The sequence below is a fragment of the Acetobacter estunensis genome (assembly GCF_019083805.1).
Taxonomy (GTDB): domain Bacteria; phylum Pseudomonadota; class Alphaproteobacteria; order Acetobacterales; family Acetobacteraceae; genus Acetobacter; species Acetobacter estunensis_A.
On the sequence record NZ_JAHRDV010000028.1, the window covers coordinates 1 to 18407 of the forward strand.

Here is an 18407-nt window from a genome sequence, read left to right on the forward strand (position 1 = left end):
TGTCCGGCTGCGCACCATGACGCTGCCCGACCGCTTCATCGATCACAACACACAGACCGCCCAATACGACGAGGCCGGGCTCAACGCGCCCAGCATCATAAACACCGCTCTCAACGCTATCGGTATGAGCGACGCTGCCGAGCAGATCGCCTGACCCATGGCGAAACGCCGAGCCGATCAGCTTCTCGTTGACCGGGGGCTGGTCGAAAGCCGGACGCGGGCGCAGGCTCTTATCATGGCGGGGCTGGTCTACAGAGGCGACCGGCAGGTTGCCAAAGCTGGCGACATGCTGCCTGAGGATGCGCCACTTGCCCTGAAGGGGCAGGATCATCCTTGGGTGTCGCGCGGTGGGCTGAAGCTGGCCCATGCCTTGCCGTTCTTCGGCTTTTCCCCCGAAGGTCGTATCTGCGTGGATGTCGGTGCCTCCACGGGCGGTTTTACCGATGTGCTGCTGACCAATGGCGCAAGCAAGGTCTATGCCGTGGATGTGGGGCATGGACAGCTTGCGTGGAAGCTGCGCTCCGATCCTCGTGTTGTGGTGATGGAAAAGCAGAACGCGCGGGCATTGGATGCGAGCCTAATTCCTGATCCCATCAGGGCCGTCGTGTGTGACGCAAGCTTTATCGGTTTGCGCACGGTGCTGCCCGCCGCTCTTGCCCTGACCGCGCCGGATGCCTGGGCCGTGGCGCTTATCAAGCCGCAATTCGAAGCCGGACGTGAGCATGTGGGGGCAAAGGGCGTGGTGCGCGATCCGGCCGTGCATGAACAGGTCTGCACGATGATCGCGGACTGGTGGCGTGCTCTTCCGGATTGGGAAGTACTGGGAGTGGAAGCCAGCCCGATCACCGGACCTGAAGGCAACCGGGAGTTCCTGATCGGCGCGCGTCGTATCGGATAAGGTTATCTGTGGGCGCGGATGAGTTTTTCGAAACGTGTCGTTACGCGCTTGCGGCGTAATGGCGAAAGACGCTGGGTCCAGAAGATTCCATTCAACTGATCGATTTCGTGTTGATGGCAGATTGCCCGTAGACCCTCGGTCTCTTCTGTGTGCTCTGTGCCGTCCATATCCTGATAACGCACATGCACCCGTGCCGGACGTTCGATAGGCGCAGTCACTCCCGACATGGAGACGCTGCCTTCTTCATGAACGATAGTGTCGTCGGATGCCCAGATGATGGCGGGGTTGATGTAGGTGTACGGAACTGTCCCGGGAAGCTCCAGCACGACAATACGTTGAAGCGCGCCGATATGCGGTCCCGTGATGCCAATTCCCGGTGCGGCCCGCATCGTGTCGAGCAGATCGTCGGCAAGACGACGAAGCTCGTCATCGAACAGGGTAACGGGTGCTGCTATCTCCCGCAGGCGTTGATCGGGGAACGTGACAAGGGGGCGCACCGGCATTCTGGACTCTGGAATAGATAAAAAGAGGAAACGTTGTGGCAGTCTGCCTGCGTCAGCGGCAATGGGCTGCTGTGCAGAACCACCGATTTTTCTCCTCATTCCGCGCGCCCCGTGGTAGGAGCGCGCCTTCACAGCCTCACGTCCAGATGAACAGGAATCCCGATCCATGAGCGACACCGCATTCGCGCTTGACGCGGCTGACCGTGAGCGGATTCTTGCGAAATCTGCGCTGTTCTCGCCGCCGCCTGTGCAACTGGCCGATGGCAGGCGTGACCTTGTGGGTCTATCGCGTGAGGAGCTGACGGAGGAACTGGTTGCCATCGGTGAAAAGCCGTTCCGCACCAAACAGCTCTGGCACTGGATCTATCATCAGGGGGTGACCGATTTCACCCGCATGAGCAGCATCGCCAAGCCGCTGCAGCAGAAATTGGCGGAACGCTTCATCGTGGGACGGCCGGAACCGACCGTCGTGCAGACCTCGCTCGATGAGACGCGCAAGTTTCTTTTCCGTTTCCGTGACGGACAGGAAGCAGAGACCGTCTATATCCCGGACCGTCGCGAGGATCGGGGCGCCGTGTGCATCTCCTCTCAGGTGGGGTGCACACTGTCATGTACGTTCTGCCACACCGGCACCCAGAAGCTGGTGCGCAATCTCGGAGCCGCCGAGATTGTGGGGCAGTTCATGGGAGCGCGGGATTCCTATGGCGAATGGCCCAGCCCAAAGGGAGAGACGCCACGGCTGCTGTCCACCATCGTGCTGATGGGGATGGGCGAGCCGCTCTACAATTATGAGAACGTGGCGAAGGCCATGCGGATCATCATGGATGGGGAGGGGATCGGGCTTTCACGTCGGCGGATCACGCTCTCGACGTCCGGTGTCGTGCCACTGATGGACCGCTGCGGGGATGAGCTTGGCATCAATCTTGCGGTCTCTCTGCATGCCGTGCGCGATGATCTGCGCGATGAGATCGTGCCTTTGAACCGCAAATATCCGATTGCCGAAGTGCTGGCGGCCTGTCGGCGCTATCCCGCTGCGAGCAATGCGAGGCGTATCACGTTTGAATACATCATGCTCCGTGGCATCAATGACAGTGAGGCGGATGCGCGGGAGTTGGTGCGTCTTATCCGCGGCATTCCGGCCAAGGTGAACCTGATCCCGTTCAATCCATGGCCCGGTAGCGAATATAAGCCTTCCACGCGCGAGCAACTGGCGAAATTTGCGCAGATTGTCATGGATGCGGGTTTTGCCTCTCCCATCCGTATGCCGCGCGGGCGCGACATTCTGGCGGCCTGCGGTCAGCTCAAGACAGCGAGTGAACGTGCTCGTCCCATCCGGGAGGATATTGGCGCGTCTTCCTGAAAACGTGAGGACTGGACGGGAACAATTCTTCAGCCTGCCTCTTGTTCTTGTGGAGATGCCGTCCAATCTTTTTGCCTGCGCACCAGAGGCGTGGCCCTGCGGAGTATTGCCTGATGTCCTATCTTGCTCATCTGCCTGACCGGGCTGTCATTGCCATTAGGGGCGAGGATCGGGTCAAATTCCTTCAGGGATTGGTCTCCAACGATGTGACTGAGGTTGAGCCGGGCAAGGCCGTATGGGCGGCGTTGCTTACGGCTCAGGGGCGCTGGAAAGCGGATTTCTTCATCTTTGCCGATCCGGATGAGCCCTGCCTGCTTCTCGATTGCGCGGCGTCACAGGTTGAGATGATCGTGACGACCTTGTCGCGCTTCCGTCTGCGTGCGGATGTGACCATTCAGCCCACACGCCTGGTGGTTCATGCGGCCTGGGGAGCGCTACCGGACGTCATGACGGCGGAAAATGCCATTCTCGCGCCTGATCCGCGTCTGCCCGGAGCAGGCTGGCGGCTTTTGCTGCTGGAGCCGGCCAAGACCGCCAAGGCGGACGCGGCGGAGTATGATCTGCACCGTCTCGTGCTGGGACTGCCCGACGGTGTGCGCGATTGCGAGCCCGAGAAAACGCTGCTGCTGGAAGCCAATTTCGATTTGCTCAATGGGATTTCGTGGACCAAGGGCTGTTACATGGGGCAGGAACTGACCGCACGCACGCGCTATCGCGGGCTGGTCAAACGGCGTCTCGTGCCCGTGGCGTCCGAAGCGCCATTGCCGCCCGTTGGCACGCCGATCCGGTCGGGAGACAAGGACGTGGGGCAGGTGCGCTCCAGCCACGATCATTGCGGACTGGCTTTTCTGCGTCCGGAAGTCTTTGCTGAACATCTGGAGGCGGCGGGACATCGGATCGTGCCGCGCGTGCCGGTGTGGCTGGCCTCTGCTCTGAGTGAGAACGAGCAGAAGAAAAACGGAGAGGAGACAGGCGCGTGAGCCGAGGAGTGGAGACATGTGAGCGACCGGGCAAGGAAGCGGTCGAGCGCGAACTTGAGCGGGTTGCGTTCGATAAAGACGGTCTGGTCTGTGGCATCGCCCAGCAGCACGACACGGGTGAGGTGCTCATGGTGGCATGGCTCAATCGTGATGCTTTGCGCGAAACGCTCCTGACCGGACAGGTGTGTTACTGGTCACGCAGCCGCCAGTCTTTGTGGCGCAAGGGCGAGACATCGGGGCAGGTGCAGCGTCTGGTGGAGGCGCGACTGGATTGCGACGGTGATGCTGTTCTGTTGCTGGTCGATCAGACGGGCGTCGCCTGCCACACGGGACGACGGAGCTGTTTTTATCGCCGTTTCGGTGCCGAAGGGCTGGAGACGATCTCCGATCCTGTGGTGACACCCGAGACGCTCTACGGACGGTGATGCGGCTGTTGGCGTGGGTTTGTGCCATTGTCAGTGACGAACGCAACGGGACAGGTGAGGTGACATGCTGACGAACAAGGTGACGAAGCCGTCGGGCGAACTGACGATCCGTGTCATAGCCATGCCGAGCAACACGAATGCGGCGGGAGATGTCTTCGGTGGCTGGGTCATGTCACAGATGGATCTGGCCGCCGGGTCCGCCGCCAATGGTCGGGCGGGCACCAAGACCGTGACCGTGGCTATCGATGGCGTGTCTTTCCTCGCACCCATGGCGGTGGGGGATGAGCTTTCGGTTTATACCGATATCCTGAAGGTGGGGCGTACCTCCATGACCATTCAGGTGCAGGCGTGGCGGCGGCTGCGTCATGCGAAGGACCGCGATCTGGTCACGCAGGGCAAGTTTGTGTTCGTGGCACTGGATGAGAACAATCGTCCCAAGGCGATCCCACCTGAGGAAGAGTGAGCGGGGCCATCATCGGGGTATAAAAAAAGCCGCCCATGAAGGCGGCTTTTTTTCATATCACGACAGAAAGTCGATCAGGCAGCGAGTGCGGCCTGGGCTTTCTTCACGATCTCACCGAAGGTGGCGGCGTCATCGAAGGCGATGGCGGCAAGCATCTTGCGGTCGATGTCGATGCCGGCCTTGTCCAGACCGTTTATGAAACGGCTGTAGGTCAGGCCATGCTCACGGACGGCAGCGTTGATACGCTGGATCCACAGAGCGCGGAACTCACGCTTCTTGTTGCGACGATCGCGGTAGGCATACTGGAGCGACTTTTCGAGACGCTCGAGCGCAATGCGATAGTTCGTGGAAGAGCGGCCCCGGAAGCCCTTGGAGAGCTTGAGAACCTTCTTGTGACGGGCGTGTGTCGTCACGCCCCGCTTTACACGTGCCATTTAATCGGTGCTCCTCAAGCCAGCCCGTAGGGGGCCCACTGCTTCACGGTCTTCGCGTCCATCTCGGTCATGACCTGAGGACCACGATTCGTGCGCTTCATCTTCTGCGAACGGTTGATAAGGCCGTGGCGCTTGTTGCCCGGGCCGCAGAGCACCTTGCCGGTCGCGGTGATCTTGAACCGCTTTTTGACCGACGACTTCGTCTTCATCTTGGGCATTTCGGTCTCCTTGACTTCTGGCCGCCATTCCTCGCGGAACGCGGCAAGGCACGGCCGGGCATGCCCTACAGGCCCGGGCGCGTGATCGAGCGGCGGTGATAGCGGAGCCGACCCCGGCTTTCAAGTCCGAAAGGCAGGCGATGTGAACTGAAAGCAGGCCGGTGGAAAACGAAGCCCTGTCCGATGTGTTATGACACCACAGCCCTGCACGTATCTTTTCGCCATGACGCTGGTCCTCACGGATGGGTCATGGCGCGTGCCCGTATTCATTTTCCAAGGAGCCTGACTTCATGATTCCCCTTTCGAACGCCACGCTGGATCATCTTCCGCAGGACGTTCTCAAGCCTTCCTATTCCCGTGCCGATGTTCGTCCGGGTATCGCGCATATCGGTGTGGGCAATTTCCACCGTGCCCATCAGGCACATTATGTGGAGCAGGTTCTTGCCCTGCCGGGGCAGGTGGAATGGGGAATCGTTGGTCTTGGGATCCGTCATGGCCGCCGGGAAGAAGAGCGTCGGGAGGCTTTCCGCAAGCAGGACAGCCTGTTCACTCTGACCGAGTTTGCTTCGGACGGCACAAAAGCCATCCATGCGATCGGCTCGATCGTCGAGTATGTGAGTTGTCTGGATGGGTATGAAGGCGTCATTCACCGTCTGACGGACCCGGCGATCCGCATCGTCAGCCTGACCATTACGGAAGGCGGTTATTATGTGGATGGGCAGGGACGGTTTCAGCTCGACCATCCCGATATTGCCGAGGATCTGAAGCGTGACGTTCCCCAGACGGCGTTCGGTGTCGTCACAGAGGCATTGAAGCGGCGACGTGCGGCCGGTGTGGGGCCGTTTACGGTTCTTTCGTGCGATAATCTTCAGGAAAACGGCAAAGTCGCGCGGACCGCGTTCTGCGGTTTTGCCGACGCGCGTGACGCCGAGCTTGGCGCATGGATGCGTGAGAAGGTTACGTTTCCCTGTGCCATGGTGGATCGCATCGCCCCTTCGATCGGCGCGGCGGACATTGAGCGACTGGACCATGAAAGCGGCGTTGCGGACCTAATGCCGGTCTATTCGGAAGATTTCACCCAGTGGGTGATCGAGGACTCATTTTGTGCCGGACGTCCTGCATTGGAAAAAGTGGGCGTGCAGTTCACCAGTGACGTGGCACCTTATGAACAGGTGAAGCTGCGGATGCTGAACGCGGCCCACTCCACGCTGGCCTATGCGGGCCTTTTGATGGGGTATCGTCGGGTGGACAAGGCCATTGCGGATGGAGGACTGGCCACGTTGGTCGGGACGTTCCTCAATGAAGATGTGGCGCCACTTCTCACGCCTCCGGCGGATGTGAATGTCACGGACTATGCGCGGCTGGTGCTGAACCGGTTTCGTAACCCGGAAGTGGGGGATCAACTGGAGCGAATCGCGTCCGGCGGATTGGCCAAATTGCCGGTGTTCCTTGGTCCGACCGTAAAACAGTTGCTTGAGAAGGGGCGGGATGCGCGGCGTGAGGCTTTCACGCTTGCCTGCTGGGCCGAATGTTATCGGGATGTGAATGGCACGACTGGCGATATCCGTGTGAGTGACCCGCAGGTCACTGAACAGGATAAGGCAGCGCTGCAAGGAGAAGACCCGCAGGCCATTCTCGGGTTACCTGTGTTCGCAGGATGGGGCGTGGCCGAGAATGCGACGTTCGCCGAGCATTTCGCGGCTTTCCACAAGGGATTGAAGGAAAGTGGGGCGAAAGAGGTTCTTGCTGGCGTGCTGAAAGGGTGAGTACAGCTTTCCGCCTGCCCTCGCGCATCAGGGGGCAGGCGGAACTATCGGTCCATTAAAAACCAGTGTCTATATTTAGTGGTATATAGACACTGGAAAGAAAAACACCAGCTTTTGCTGGAGAATCCCAAGATCGGGCGATAAAATATCGCCATGACATAAATCATATTCCGCTTTTGCAGTTCCAAAGTGCCTGTCATGCATTTACTGCACGATCGGACATAACTTATGACATCGAGTGCCACTGAAGGCTTCTTAACGGAGATGTGGCACGGCTTCGTTCGTTAAGTGGTCGTGGACGGCCGGCCGGGCCGGTGATGGGGGAAGAGTGATCAAGCGCATACTCGGGGTTGGCGTCGGGGCAGGAATCCTCGGCGGGTTGGGGTTCTTGTGGTACGCTTGGTATCCGGCGCTTCCAAAGATCGATCCACCGAAAGCCAGTCAGTTTTCGGCGGAGAAGATTGAGCGCGGGCGCATCGTCGCGGCGGAAAGTTACTGCGTGGAGTGTCACACCCGGCAGGATGGTCATGCCGGTCCGACATTGGCTGGTGACTACAAGATGGTCTCGCCTTTCGGGGCGATCTATTCTTCCAACATCACCCCCGATCCAGAGACAGGCATCGGCAACTGGTCGGAAGACGCCTTCCGCCGCGCCCTGCAACTGGGCGTGTCGCGTGACGGTTCCCATCTGTTGCCGGCGTTCGTCTATGACCACTTTACCAAGATGTCGGACGCGGACATCTCGGATCTTTACGCCTGGATCATGACGCGGCCCGCCGTGCATATGACTCATCGCCAGAACGATTTCCCGCTTAGTGTCACGCCGCGTATCGGTCTGGCCGGCTGGAAGCTGCTCTATTTCACGCCGGGCCGCTACAAGCCCGATCCCAAGCATGACGCTGAATGGAACCGTGGCGCGTATCTGGCGGAAGGCGCGGCCCATTGCGGCGCCTGCCATACTCCGCGCGGCCTCTTGGGGGCGGAGAAACTGCCGGGTTATGCTTATGACGGTGGGGCTGTCGATGGATGGACCGCACCGCCTCTCAACGAGAAAAACCCGACGCCGGTCGTCTGGACGGAAAACGAGCTCTACCAGTATCTCCGCAATGGCGTAGCGCCGCTGCATGGTCCGGCTGGTGGGCCGATGTCTCCGGTGGCGCATGACTTCCTCGCCACTGTGCCGGAATCGGATGTGCACGCCATCGCGCATTATTTCGCGTCAGTGGATCATGCCGATGAGCGTGTGGCCGGAGACGCAGCGGCTATCAAGCAGGCCATGGAAGACAGCAAGCGTGATCTGATCGGCTTCAACACCGATCCGGATGCGCGCCTCTATCAGGGCGCATGCGCGGCCTGTCATTACAATGCGGCTCCGGCGCCTGTGCTTGGACGCCCGGAACTCGCGCTCAACAGCGCGCTGTGGCTGGATGAGCCAACGGATCTCTATCTGATCATGATGCGTGGCCTGTCCAACAAGGAAGGGCAGACCGGCGTTGCGATGCCGAGCTTCTACAATGCGCTGAGCGATCACGACATGGCGCGGATCGCGGCCTATCTGCGGCGTACGCGCACGAACATGCCCCCGTGGACCGATCTGGACCGCAAGGCCGCCGAGGCCCGCAAGCTGGTGGAAGAGCCGCCAGTGAATTCTTCCCATTGAGTCTGGCCGTGAGTCGGGATCCCGGAGCTTCATCATGATCAAGTTCAAACTCAACGGCCGTGACGTATCGCTCGACGTGCCGGAGGATACACCTCTTCTGTGGGCCATTCGCGACGATCTTGGCCTGACGGGCACCAAGTTCGGTTGCGGCGTCGGTCAGTGCGGCGCCTGCACGGTTCATGTCGGTGGACGTGCGACGCGCTCCTGCATTACCCCGGTTTCGGCCGTGGAGGGGGCGGATGTCGTCACCATCGAAGGGCTGGACCCGAATGGTGAGCACGTCCTTCAGGTAGCGTGGCGCGACATTCAGGTGCCGCAGTGCGGTTATTGCCAGTCAGGGCAGATCATGCAGGCGGCCAGTCTGCTCAAGGATTATCCTGACCCCACGGATGAGGACATTGACGGCGTGATGGGCGGCAGCCTGTGCCGTTGCATGACCTATATCCGCATCCGCAAGGCCATCAAGCAGGCCGCGGCTGCCATGAAGTCGGCCAAAAACGGAGGAGAGCACTCTCATGGGTAAGCTCGAACGTATTGCCGCCCAGCAGGATCGGGCCGCAGGCCGTGGCCTTTCCCGGCGCGGTTTTCTCTCGGCGGCCGTGGGAAGTGCTTTCCTCTTCGGGTTCGCCCGTGAAGGTCGGGCGGCCCAGGTCTACCCGTTGGGATCGCCGTTGCCGCCGCCGGCATTCGAGCCGAACATCTGGTGTTCGGTGGCACCTGACGGGACGATCAACGTCAACATCATCCGTGCCGAGATGGGCCAGCATATCGGCACGGCGCTGGCGCAGATCATCGCCGATGAAATGGAAGCCGACTGGGACAAGGTGAAGATCACCTATGTGGACACGGACCCGAAATGGGGACTGATGATCACCGGTGCTTCGTGGTCGGTCTGGCTGACATGGGATCTGTTCCGGCAGACGGGTGCGGCGGCCCGCACCGTGCTGGTCGAGGAAGGCGCACGCCTGCTGGGCGTGCCGGCTGCCCATTGCCATGCCCGTAAAGGCATCGTGACCGATGGCAGCCGCTCCATCAGCTTTGGGGACATCGTGGCGAAGGCGCGTCCCGCCCGCAGCTTCACGCCCGAGCAGTTGAAAGCGCTTCCGCTCAAGCCCGCATCCGAGCGACGGGTAATCGGCAAGCAGGTGAAGTCGCTCGACATTCCTCCCAAAACGACGGGTGCGGCCATTTACGGCATCGACGCGAAAATCGATGGCATGGTCTATGGCCGTCCCAAGATGCCGCCCACGCGCTATGGCTCGAAGGTCATTTCCGTGGACGATACGGAAGCGAAGAAAGTTCGCGGTTACATCCGCTACATCGTGCTGGACGATCCGTCCGATACGGTGCCGGGCTGGGTCGTGGTGCTGGCTTCGAGTTATCCGGCGGCCATCAAGGCAACCGATCTGCTGAAAGTGGAATGGACGCCGGGCAAGACCGCGCATGTCACGGAGAAAGACATTCTCGATCGTGGGCGTGAGCAGATCGCGCACCGCGATGGCGGGACGATGATCTTCGATGACAAGGGTGTGGACGATGTCTTCAAGGGCGCGCATCGCGTGGTCGAGAAGGAATACACCTGCGCGTCCGTGATGCATTATCAGCTGGAGCCAATGAATGCGGTTGCCCAGCTCAAGGATGGCATCTGGGAAATTCATTGCGGCAACCAGTGGCAGACATTGTTCCTGCCGGTCATCGCCAAGGCACTCGGGGAACCCGAGTCCAAGGTGAAGATGATGAGCTATCTGCTCGGAGGCGGCTTCGGGCGTCGTCTGAACGGAGATTACGCGGTGCCTGCCGCTCTGGCGTCGAAGGCCATTGGCGGCAAGCCGGTGAAGCTGATCCTGACGCGCTCTGATGACATGGTGTTCGATTCCATCCGCTCCCCCTCGGTGCAGGTGGTGCGGGCAGCGCTCAATGAGCAGAACGCCATCGTCGGATTCCAGCACCACGCCTCGGCCGGTTGGCCGACGGAGGTGATGGCTGCGGCCTTCATGGAAAAGGGCGTGGACGGCAAGCCGTACGACCAGTTCGCGATTGCCGGTGCGGACAGTTGGTATGATTTCGGGCCGATGCGTGTCCGGGCGCTCAGCAATGATCTGGCCAAGGAAACCTTCCGTCCCGGCTGGCTGCGCTCGGTGAGTGCGGGATGGACCCCGTGGGCGCAGGAATGTTTCATCGACGAGGTGGCGCACGAGATCGGAAAGGATCCTGTGGCTTTCCGTCTGGAAATGCTCAACGGCAACGGCCCCGAGGGGCGCAACAAGGGGAAGGCTCCAGACTCTGCAGGTGGTGCATTGCGTCAGGCGGCTGTTCTCAAGCGCGTGGCGGAAAAGGCGGGCTGGGGCAAACCGCTGCCCAAGGATACGGCGCTGGGTGTGGCGACTACCTTCGGTCAGGAGCGTGCCATGCCGACATGGACGGCGGGCATTGTCCGCGTGCATGTCGATCGCAAGACCGGTGTCGTGACCTGCGAGAAGATCTGGCTCGTGCTCGATGCCGGAACCATTGTCGATCCGGACGGTGCTTTGGCGCAGACGGAGGGCGGTGCGCTCTGGGGGCTGAGCATGGCGCTGTGTGAAAGCAGCGAGATCGTGGACGGCACCTGCAAGGACCGCAATCTCGACACCTATACGCCTCTGCGGATGCCGGACGTGTCGGAGATGGATATCGAGTTCGTGGAAAGCACCGAGAAGCCGATGGGGCTGGGTGAGCCGGGTGTGACGACGATTGGCGCTGCCATCGGCAACGCGGTGTTCGATGCGGTGGGTATCCGTTTGCGCCACATGCCCATTCGTCCGGCGGATGTGCTGACGGCCCTCAAGGAAAAGGGAGACGCCTGATTCTTCGCTGACGAAGGATCGTTCAGAGCCTGTACTACGGCCCCGGATGTCTCAGGATGTCCGGGGCCGTATTGTTTTCGGGGTGAGGTTCGGTGTGCTTGAAAACGGCGCAAAAGCCCACACATATCCAGACAGCATGGCGGCCGCTGTAGGCCGACAGACAGGATCGAACTTTTTTCAGGGATGAACATTGAAGATGACAGGACAGGAAACCCCCGGCACGTCCGCTGCAGCTGAAAAGCACGAGTTCAGCGCGGAAGTAGGTCGGCTTCTCGACCTTGTCGTGCATTCGCTCTATTCCGAGCGCGAAATTTTTCTGCGTGAACTGGTGGCCAACGCTGCCGACGCCACGGATCGCCGTCGTTTCGAGGCGCTGACGGATGGCGCAAAAGCGCTTCCTGACGATGCAAAAATTCGCATCAATCCTGACAAGGATGCCCGTCTGCTGACCATCTCCGATGATGGTACCGGCATGAGCAAGGAGGAGCTTGTCAACAATCTTGGCACCATTGCGCGTTCCGGTACGCGTGCTTTTGGGCAGGAACTGGAAAACGCCAAGCCAGAGGACAAGCCGAACCTGATCGGTCAGTTCGGTGTGGGATTCTATGCCGCGTTCATGGTGGCGGACCGGGTGGAAGTCGTCTCGCGTCGCGCGGGTTCGAATGAGGCGTGGAGCTGGACGTCGGATGGCAAGGGCGCTTACGAACTGGCGCCCGCCAAGCGAGACAAGCCCGGCACCGATATCACCCTCCACATTAAAGAAGACGCGGACGAATTCCTTGATACGTGGCGGCTTCAGGCCATCATCCGCAAATGGGCGGATCACATCGCGTGGCCCGTGAGCATCGTGAAGGATGGTGAGGAGACAGAAGCCAATGAGGGCACAGCGCTGTGGCGTAAGCCCAAAAGCGAGGTGACGGAGGAGCAGCTTAACGAGTTCTACCGTCACATCTCGCACAATTTCGACACGCCGTGGGCCACGCTGCATTGGCACGCGGAGGGCATGATCGAATTCAGTGCCTTGCTGTTCATTCCCAGCGAGCGCCCGTTCGAGTTTGGAGAAACGTCACGCGAGAGTAAGATCCGCCTGCATGTGAAGCGGATGTTCATCACCGACGATGCGATGCTGCTGCCGGCTTGGCTGCGTTTCGTGGAAGGCGTGGTGGACACGGAAGATCTGCCGCTGAATGTCTCGCGTGAGATGCTGCAGGCCACTCCGGTTCTGGCGCGTATTCGCAAGGCCGTGACGGGGAGGGTTCTGAACGAACTGAAAACCCGCGCCAAGGACGATGCTTCCTTCCTGACCTTCTGGCAGAACTTCGGTTCCGTCGTGAAGGAAGGCATCTGGGAAGACGCCGAACATCGCACGGAACTTGCTGGCCTGGCACGGTTCCGTTCCAGCGCTTTGACGGTGGACGCGGACAAACCGGAAAGTGGCTGGACGACGCTTGCCGATTACGCCGGGCGCATGAAGCCGGAACAGGAGGCGATCTATTACCTTGTGGGTGACAGCGCGGAATCGCTCGCTGAATCGCCTCAGCTTGAAGGTTTCCGGGCGCGCGGCCTGGAAGTGCTGTTGCTGTCCGAACCCGTGGATTCCTTCTGGCCCGATCGTTTGTCCAGCTTTGAGGGCAAGACGCTGCGCAGCGTGACGCAGGGGGCAGCCGATTTGGAGAAGTTCCCTGTCACCGGCGAAGCGGCGACAGGGGAGGCCGCCGATATGGACATCCTTCTTCCTGCGTTGAAAGAGGCGCTGGGTTCGGATGTGTCGGACGTGCGCAGCACGGATCGGCTCGTATCCAGTGCTGTGGTGTTGGCCGCTTCGGAAAACGGACCGGATCTCCAGATGCAGAAACTGATGCGTCGCAGCGGTCAGAAGATGCCGGAGACGGCGCCGGTGCTGGAACTCAATCCGCGTAATGCCCTTGTGCGTGAACTGGCGCGCAAGGCGGCTGAAAAAAGCCCTGCATTGGGTGATCTGGCAAAGGTTCTGCTGGATGTGGCGCGGATTCAGGACGGTGAAAGCCCCAAGGATCCGGCATTGTTTGCGCGGCGTCTGAGCGGTCTACTTGTGACGGCCGCCAGTAACGTCTGATCATCATCAGGCATCGTTTGTTTTGGTTTTTACGGCCACGACCGCCTTCCGCGCGGACGTGGCCGTTTTTCTGTCTCACTGTAAGTGCAATCTTCATTTTGCGAGACCATGAAGAGGAACGTGACCGTCTATGCGGAATGAGAAGGACATGGCGTTGGATGACGACGGGCATTTGAAGGCCGTTCTGGACCAAATCAGGCAGGCGATAGCGGCAGATCGAGAGACCGAAGCGTTGGCTGCCTGTGAGAAAGCGCTGGCACTGTGGCCTGACATTCGCCAGTTGCGTGGATTGCTTCTCGATCTCGCGCAGAGGTTTGAGAATGCGGACAAATTGCAGGTGTGCGATCTGTTGCGGCGGACGGATTTTCTCAATGATGCGCAGGATGCCGATATTGCATCCGTCTTTTTCAACGCTGGCCTGTATGAAGACGCTCTGCCACGTTTGCGCAGAGTGACGCGGCCCTTACAGGGCGAGCACTTTTCGGCATGGAATTACATTCGGAGTCTCGAGGAAACCGGTCGTTTCGATGAGATTGTCGCCAGTGGAGATTTTCTTGACGCGCTGGCGTCGAAAGCCGGTGGACGCATTTCGCTGTACAGTCAGCTTGCCAATGCCCGTCTCGCGCGTGTTACCGATCGCGCGGCTCTGGTGCGACAGGCAACCGAACTGGAATCTTCTGCTCTCTGGTTGAACGGGGAAGGCGTGGCCGGACAGATCCGGAGCGCCATAGAGGAAGCGCGACCGTTCTCGCTGCTGTCATGTGCGCATGAACGGGCGCGTCTTGTCTGCGCCACCAGCCTGCATGCGAATCTTCTCCTTCGTCCTCGTGAGATTATGGAGATGACCGACCCGCCATGGCAGGCTCATTTCGGTGTGCCGTTCGCGACACTTCCAGCTCTTGAACTTGCGCGGCTTGGGACGGCGTACCGGGAGACGGCACGTTTAGCCGATATCGTGTGCCTGCCCGGAGCTGAGACACTAGCGCGAGATAATCCGGCCTTTGGCTTCTTTGCCGAACAGGAGCGCGAGCTGAGCAATTACCGAAACCGTTTTTCAGCGGTTAGCGGAGTGATGCAAGAAGTCGCAGCCTCTGATCCCGGGTTAAAGCGGCTGCTTGGTCATCTGCCCTTTGTCGGAATGGTGACAGATCAGCCCGGTCTGACAGCCAGAATGGCGGCAGTGTGCGACGTGGGCGCCGTGACCGAGATTCTGCTGGCTGATCTTTCTCCCGTGGACGCCATACGTCAGATTGAGGAGATATGGGTGCCGTATCCGGGCAGTGTGTTTCTGGTGGCTGCGGGCCTTCTCACGCCGCTTGCCATCGGTCGTATCCGTGAATTGGGCGGCATTGCTCTGGATGTCGAGAACTGCGTTGGGACGTGGGCAGAATAGGGGAGGGCGCCGGTGCGTTTACCCCTGCAAGTTCTCGCGTTTCATCTCCAGTTCAAGCCACTGTTCTTCCGTATCGGTAAGGGCGCGTTCGGCTGTGTCGAGCGCTTCGCTGTGACGGGCAAAGGCTTTCGGATCGCGAGAGTAAAGATCGGGGTCCGCCAGAGCTTTCCGCAACGTGACAATCTTCGCTTCCAACTCGGCCATCTGGGCTGGCAGGCGGTCAAGCGCATGTTGGTCCTTATAGGACAACTTGCGGGTGCCGGATTTTCCGGAAGGGGAGGGCGCAACGTCCGCTTTTCCCTGTGCAGGGAACGTCACTGTTTCGGATGAGCGTTCATCCAGCGGTTTATCTTCGCGCTGGGCTAGCATGTCACTGTAGCCGCCTGCATACTCAGTCCAAGAACCAGCGCCTGTCGCGGCCAGTACGGACGTGCAGATGCGATCGAGAAAATCTCGGTCATGGCTGACCAGAAGCACGGTGCCATCATAGGATGCGAGCATGTCCTGAAGGAGATCGAGCGTTTCCAGGTCAAGATCGTTGGTGGGTTCGTCCAGCACCAGAAGGTTTGAAGGACGAGCTAGCGCACAGGCCAGCATCAGACGTCCGCGCTCTCCACCTGAAAGCTGTCCAACGGGTGTGCGGGCCTGTTCCGGACGAAACAGGAAGTCCTTCATATAGCCAATGACGTGGCGTTTTTCCGTGCCCACTTGCACCATGTCGCCACCACCACCCGTGAGCGTGTCGGCCAGCGTGCTTGTGGGATCAAGGGCACGGCGCTGCTGATCGAGTGTGACCATCGCCACAGACGGCCCAACCGTGACCGTGCCCCTGTCGGGAGCGTCCACGCCCGTCAGCAGCCGCAGGAGAGTCGTCTTGCCCGCGCCGTTGGCTCCGACGATCCCCATGCGGTCGCCGCGCAACACCCGCAGATCCAGATCCTTCACGATGGGACGTTCGCCCCAACTTTTGCAGGCCTCTTCCGCAACTGTCACCAGCTTGCCCGAGGGACCGGTGGTATGCGCTTCGAGCGTTACATTGCCTTGTGGACGTACGGCATCCCGTCGATTGGCCCGAAGAGCGGCGAGTTCCGCCACGCGACGGACGTTGCGCTTGCGGCGTGCCGTGACGCCATAGCGCATCCAGTCTTCTTCGCGGGCGATCTGGCGGTCGAGTTTGTGAGCGTCACGCTCCTCCTGCTCCAACACCTCCTCACGCCAGCTTTCGAAGCGTTCGAATCCCTGATCCAGACGTTTCGTGACGCCGCGATCCAACCAGACCACGCTGCGGGACAATGTCTCCAGAAGACGCCGGTCATGGCTGATGATGACAAGCGCAGTTCGCAGGGAGAGCAGTTCGCGTTCCAGCCACTCGATGGTGGGCATGTCGAGATGGTTGGTCGGCTCGTCCAGCAGGAGCACGTCGGGCTCGGCCGCGAGAACGCGGGCGAGAGCGCAACGGCGGGATTCTCCTCCCGACATCGTGGCGGGATCGTGGGACGGGTTCATTCCCAGCGCATCCAGCATGACGTTGCCCCGCCACTCCTGCGACGGATCGGTCAGCCCCGCCGTGACATAATCCAGCGCCGTGGCGTGACCGGAAAGGTCCGGTTCCTGAGGCAAGTAGCGCAGGGTGCAGCCGGGTTGGAGAAAGCGTGTTCCGGAATCGGAGAGGATTTCGCCCGCTGCGATACGCAGGAACGTAGATTTGCCCGAGCCGTTGCGGCCGACCAGACAGACACGCTCACCTGTACCCACGGCAAGTTCCGCGCCGTTGAGCAACGGCTTGCCGCCGAGGGTGAGAGTGATGTTCTGAAGATGGAGGAGGGGAGGTGCCATGACCGGAAAGTGCGGTGAATGGCGGGGCTATGCAAGAGGCGGGCGGCGTGAAGACTCGGTTCAGGGAACCGGCACGCCCCCCGTAATGGCCTGATAGGTCGCGATGGCAAGTGTGAGCGGTTCGAAAGGTTTGGTGATGACGAAGGATGGCTCAAGCGTATTGCCGGTCAGCAGACATTCCGGATAGGCGGTCACGAAGATGACCGGTACGGACATGGTTTTCATGATTTCCGCAACGGCTTCCATGCCGTTTCCGCCTTCGCCGAGATTGATATCGGCGAGAATCAGACCGGGATGTGTTTCCTTCGCCAGAGCAATTGCTTCGGCCTGCGTGTGGGCGATGCCAGCTACATCATGTCCACATCGAATTACGAGATCTTCGATGTCCATCGCAATGATCGGCTCGTCTTCAATGATGAGGATGGACGTACGCGATACGGAGCGAATGATTTCACGGGCTTTTGTAAGCTGTTCCGTGGCATCCTGCGGGTCAAGGTCGAGGATGGTGGCCGCCTGTACGGTGGAAAGCCCTTCCAGACTGGTGAGCAGGAGAAGTTCGCGCTGCGGCATGGACAGCACATGATTCTGCGCCTCATCGCTCATGCCTGTCGCTCTTTGTGAAATGGCACGATACAGGTTCAGGCGCGCCGACAGTGAATTGGTTGAACGGGTGGAAAGATCGCGGAGGCTTTCCGCCACAAGCAGGTCGCCACGTGGCTGGTTTCCGGTCAAAGCCCGTGCATAGCGGCGTGCATAGGGAAGCGCGCGGATCAGTTCGCTTCGTTGCGAATCGGGCATCGTGAACATTCCTTCGCGGCGGGCATCGAAACGGCAGGCGGAGTCAGGTTTGCATGGGTGGACACGATCCGAAAAGGGCCGACACGTCCGAAGACATGGTTTCGGCTACCTTTCGTCACGGAATCGTTGCACTTTTGCCAGAGTTGAGGGCGTTCGGGCGGTTTTTAAGCCATGACCGGGCGCGGGCGGACGATCTGGTGCAGGAAACGATCGTAAGAGCGTTTTCGGCGCGACATCAGTTCGAGCCCGGAAGCAATCTCAAGACCTGGACCTTCACGATCCTGCGTAATCTTTTTTATGAGCAGACTCGCAGGGGGAAGCGCGAACGGGAGGTTCTTGAGGAATACAGCGCCGACCAACCTCATGAAGAAAGACCGCAGGCTGCGCGTTCGCGAATCTCGGATCTGGAACGATTGCTGTGGCAGTTGCCCCCACTTCAGCGAGAGGCGCTGATGCTCGTGGGAGCGCAGGAGCTTTCATACGAAGAGGCGGCCATCATATGTGGCGTGGCTGTGGGAACCCTAAAGGCGCGTGTTTCAAGAGCTCGGTCGGCTTTAGCAGAGCTTAGGGGCATTGGAGAGGAGGGGGCTTGAAGGCGCGAGAATCCAGCTGGGAGGTCTCTCTGTGACATTTCCTGTTTGAAATCAGTTGTTTGCATATTTTTTGTGGTTTTTGATTTTTTAGGTGTTGACGTTTTTTGAGGTATCGCCGTATAAGCCGCTCACCGAAGCGGAC

At 60.0% G+C, this 18407-nt stretch carries 17 protein-coding genes; 12 read left to right on the forward strand and 5 right to left on the reverse strand.

Annotated features, from left to right (window positions below):
* The first annotated feature begins 157 nt into the window (after positions 1 to 157).
* Complete coding sequence (locus KUA11_RS16635) at positions 158 to 898, forward strand: TlyA family RNA methyltransferase (RefSeq protein WP_217412118.1); 741 nt, start codon at positions 158 to 160, stop codon at positions 896 to 898.
* Positions 899 to 900: 2 nt separating this feature from the next.
* On the opposite strand, the gene KUA11_RS16640 is transcribed toward KUA11_RS16635, so the two are convergent.
* Positions 901 to 1401 carry a peptide deformylase gene (locus KUA11_RS16640; RefSeq protein ID WP_217412120.1) on the reverse strand — a complete coding sequence of 167 codons (501 nt, stop codon included), beginning with the start codon at positions 1399 to 1401 and terminating at the stop codon, positions 901 to 903.
* Between the two features lie 166 nt (positions 1402 to 1567).
* On the opposite strand from KUA11_RS16640, the gene rlmN reads away from it, so the two are divergent.
* The 4 genes from rlmN (at position 1568) to KUA11_RS16660 (ending at position 4629) form a co-directional block, all read left to right on the forward strand.
* The gene (rlmN, locus tag KUA11_RS16645) at positions 1568 to 2761 is read left to right on the forward strand and encodes a dual-specificity RNA methyltransferase RlmN (RefSeq protein ID WP_166318277.1); all 1194 of its coding nucleotides are present in this window, start codon (positions 1568 to 1570) and stop codon (positions 2759 to 2761) included.
* Positions 2762 to 2874: 113 nt separating this feature from the next.
* Positions 2875 to 3741: a CAF17-like 4Fe-4S cluster assembly/insertion protein YgfZ gene (gene ygfZ / locus KUA11_RS16650; RefSeq protein WP_217412122.1), complete on the forward strand. Its 867-nt coding sequence runs from the start codon at positions 2875 to 2877 to the stop codon at positions 3739 to 3741.
* Positions 3738 to 4166: a phosphoribosyl-AMP cyclohydrolase gene (hisI, locus tag KUA11_RS16655; RefSeq protein ID WP_368041052.1), complete on the forward strand. Its 429-nt coding sequence runs from the start codon at positions 3738 to 3740 to the stop codon at positions 4164 to 4166. Before ygfZ ends, hisI begins: the two co-directional genes overlap by 4 nt.
* A 64-nt stretch (positions 4167 to 4230) precedes the next feature.
* Entirely contained in the window at positions 4231 to 4629 is a 399-nt protein-coding gene (locus KUA11_RS16660; protein ID WP_217412124.1) for an acyl-CoA thioesterase, read from the forward strand.
* A 74-nt stretch (positions 4630 to 4703) separates the two neighbouring features.
* Here the strand turns inward: KUA11_RS16660 and rplT are convergent, their stop codons facing one another.
* On the reverse strand, positions 4704 to 5063 hold the full coding sequence (gene rplT, locus KUA11_RS16665) for a 50S ribosomal protein L20 (RefSeq protein WP_166318289.1): 360 nt from the start codon (positions 5061 to 5063) through the stop codon (positions 4704 to 4706).
* A 14-nt stretch (positions 5064 to 5077) separates the two neighbouring features.
* Positions 5078 to 5281 carry a 50S ribosomal protein L35 gene (gene rpmI / locus KUA11_RS16670; RefSeq protein WP_166318292.1) on the reverse strand — a complete coding sequence of 68 codons (204 nt, stop codon included), beginning with the start codon at positions 5279 to 5281 and terminating at the stop codon, positions 5078 to 5080.
* Positions 5282 to 5571: 290 nt separating this feature from the next.
* Here rpmI and KUA11_RS16675 point away from each other — a divergent pair, with 290 nt between their 5' ends.
* The 6 genes from KUA11_RS16675 to KUA11_RS16700 all read left to right on the forward strand — a co-directional run bounded on the left by KUA11_RS16675 (position 5572) and on the right by KUA11_RS16700 (position 15038).
* Positions 5572 to 7047, forward strand: a complete 1476-nt coding sequence (locus tag KUA11_RS16675; protein ID WP_217412126.1) for a mannitol dehydrogenase family protein — start codon at positions 5572 to 5574, stop codon at positions 7045 to 7047.
* Between the two features lie 328 nt (positions 7048 to 7375).
* Positions 7376 to 8707, forward strand: coding sequence for a c-type cytochrome (locus KUA11_RS16680; protein ID WP_166318298.1), 1332 nt, complete (start codon positions 7376 to 7378; stop codon positions 8705 to 8707).
* 34 nt (positions 8708 to 8741) lie between these two features.
* Entirely contained in the window at positions 8742 to 9230 is a 489-nt protein-coding gene (locus KUA11_RS16685; protein ID WP_217412128.1) for a (2Fe-2S)-binding protein, read from the forward strand.
* Positions 9223 to 11550, forward strand: a complete 2328-nt coding sequence (locus tag KUA11_RS16690; protein ID WP_217412130.1) for a xanthine dehydrogenase family protein molybdopterin-binding subunit — start codon at positions 9223 to 9225, stop codon at positions 11548 to 11550. Before KUA11_RS16685 ends, KUA11_RS16690 begins: the two co-directional genes overlap by 8 nt.
* Before the next feature lie 196 nt (positions 11551 to 11746).
* Positions 11747 to 13645, forward strand: a complete 1899-nt coding sequence (gene htpG, locus KUA11_RS16695) for a molecular chaperone HtpG (RefSeq protein ID WP_217412132.1) — start codon at positions 11747 to 11749, stop codon at positions 13643 to 13645.
* A gap of 130 nt (positions 13646 to 13775) precedes the next feature.
* The gene (locus tag KUA11_RS16700) at positions 13776 to 15038 is read left to right on the forward strand and encodes a tetratricopeptide repeat protein (RefSeq protein WP_217412134.1); all 1263 of its coding nucleotides are present in this window, start codon (positions 13776 to 13778) and stop codon (positions 15036 to 15038) included.
* A gap of 18 nt (positions 15039 to 15056) precedes the next feature.
* On the opposite strand, the gene KUA11_RS16705 is transcribed toward KUA11_RS16700, so the two are convergent.
* Both KUA11_RS16705 and KUA11_RS16710 read right to left on the reverse strand, forming a co-directional pair.
* A complete protein-coding gene (locus KUA11_RS16705; RefSeq protein WP_217412136.1) occupies positions 15057 to 16874 on the reverse strand; it encodes an ABC-F family ATP-binding cassette domain-containing protein in 1818 nt (605 codons plus the stop codon).
* A gap of 60 nt (positions 16875 to 16934) precedes the next feature.
* Positions 16935 to 17672 carry a PhyR family response regulator anti-anti-sigma factor gene (locus KUA11_RS16710; protein ID WP_217412138.1) on the reverse strand — a complete coding sequence of 246 codons (738 nt, stop codon included), beginning with the start codon at positions 17670 to 17672 and terminating at the stop codon, positions 16935 to 16937.
* A 53-nt stretch (positions 17673 to 17725) separates the two neighbouring features.
* Here KUA11_RS16710 and KUA11_RS16715 point away from each other — a divergent pair, with 53 nt between their 5' ends.
* The gene (locus KUA11_RS16715) at positions 17726 to 18265 is read left to right on the forward strand and encodes a sigma-70 family RNA polymerase sigma factor (RefSeq protein ID WP_368041053.1); all 540 of its coding nucleotides are present in this window, start codon (positions 17726 to 17728) and stop codon (positions 18263 to 18265) included.
* The last annotated feature ends 142 nt before the right edge of the window (positions 18266 to 18407 follow it).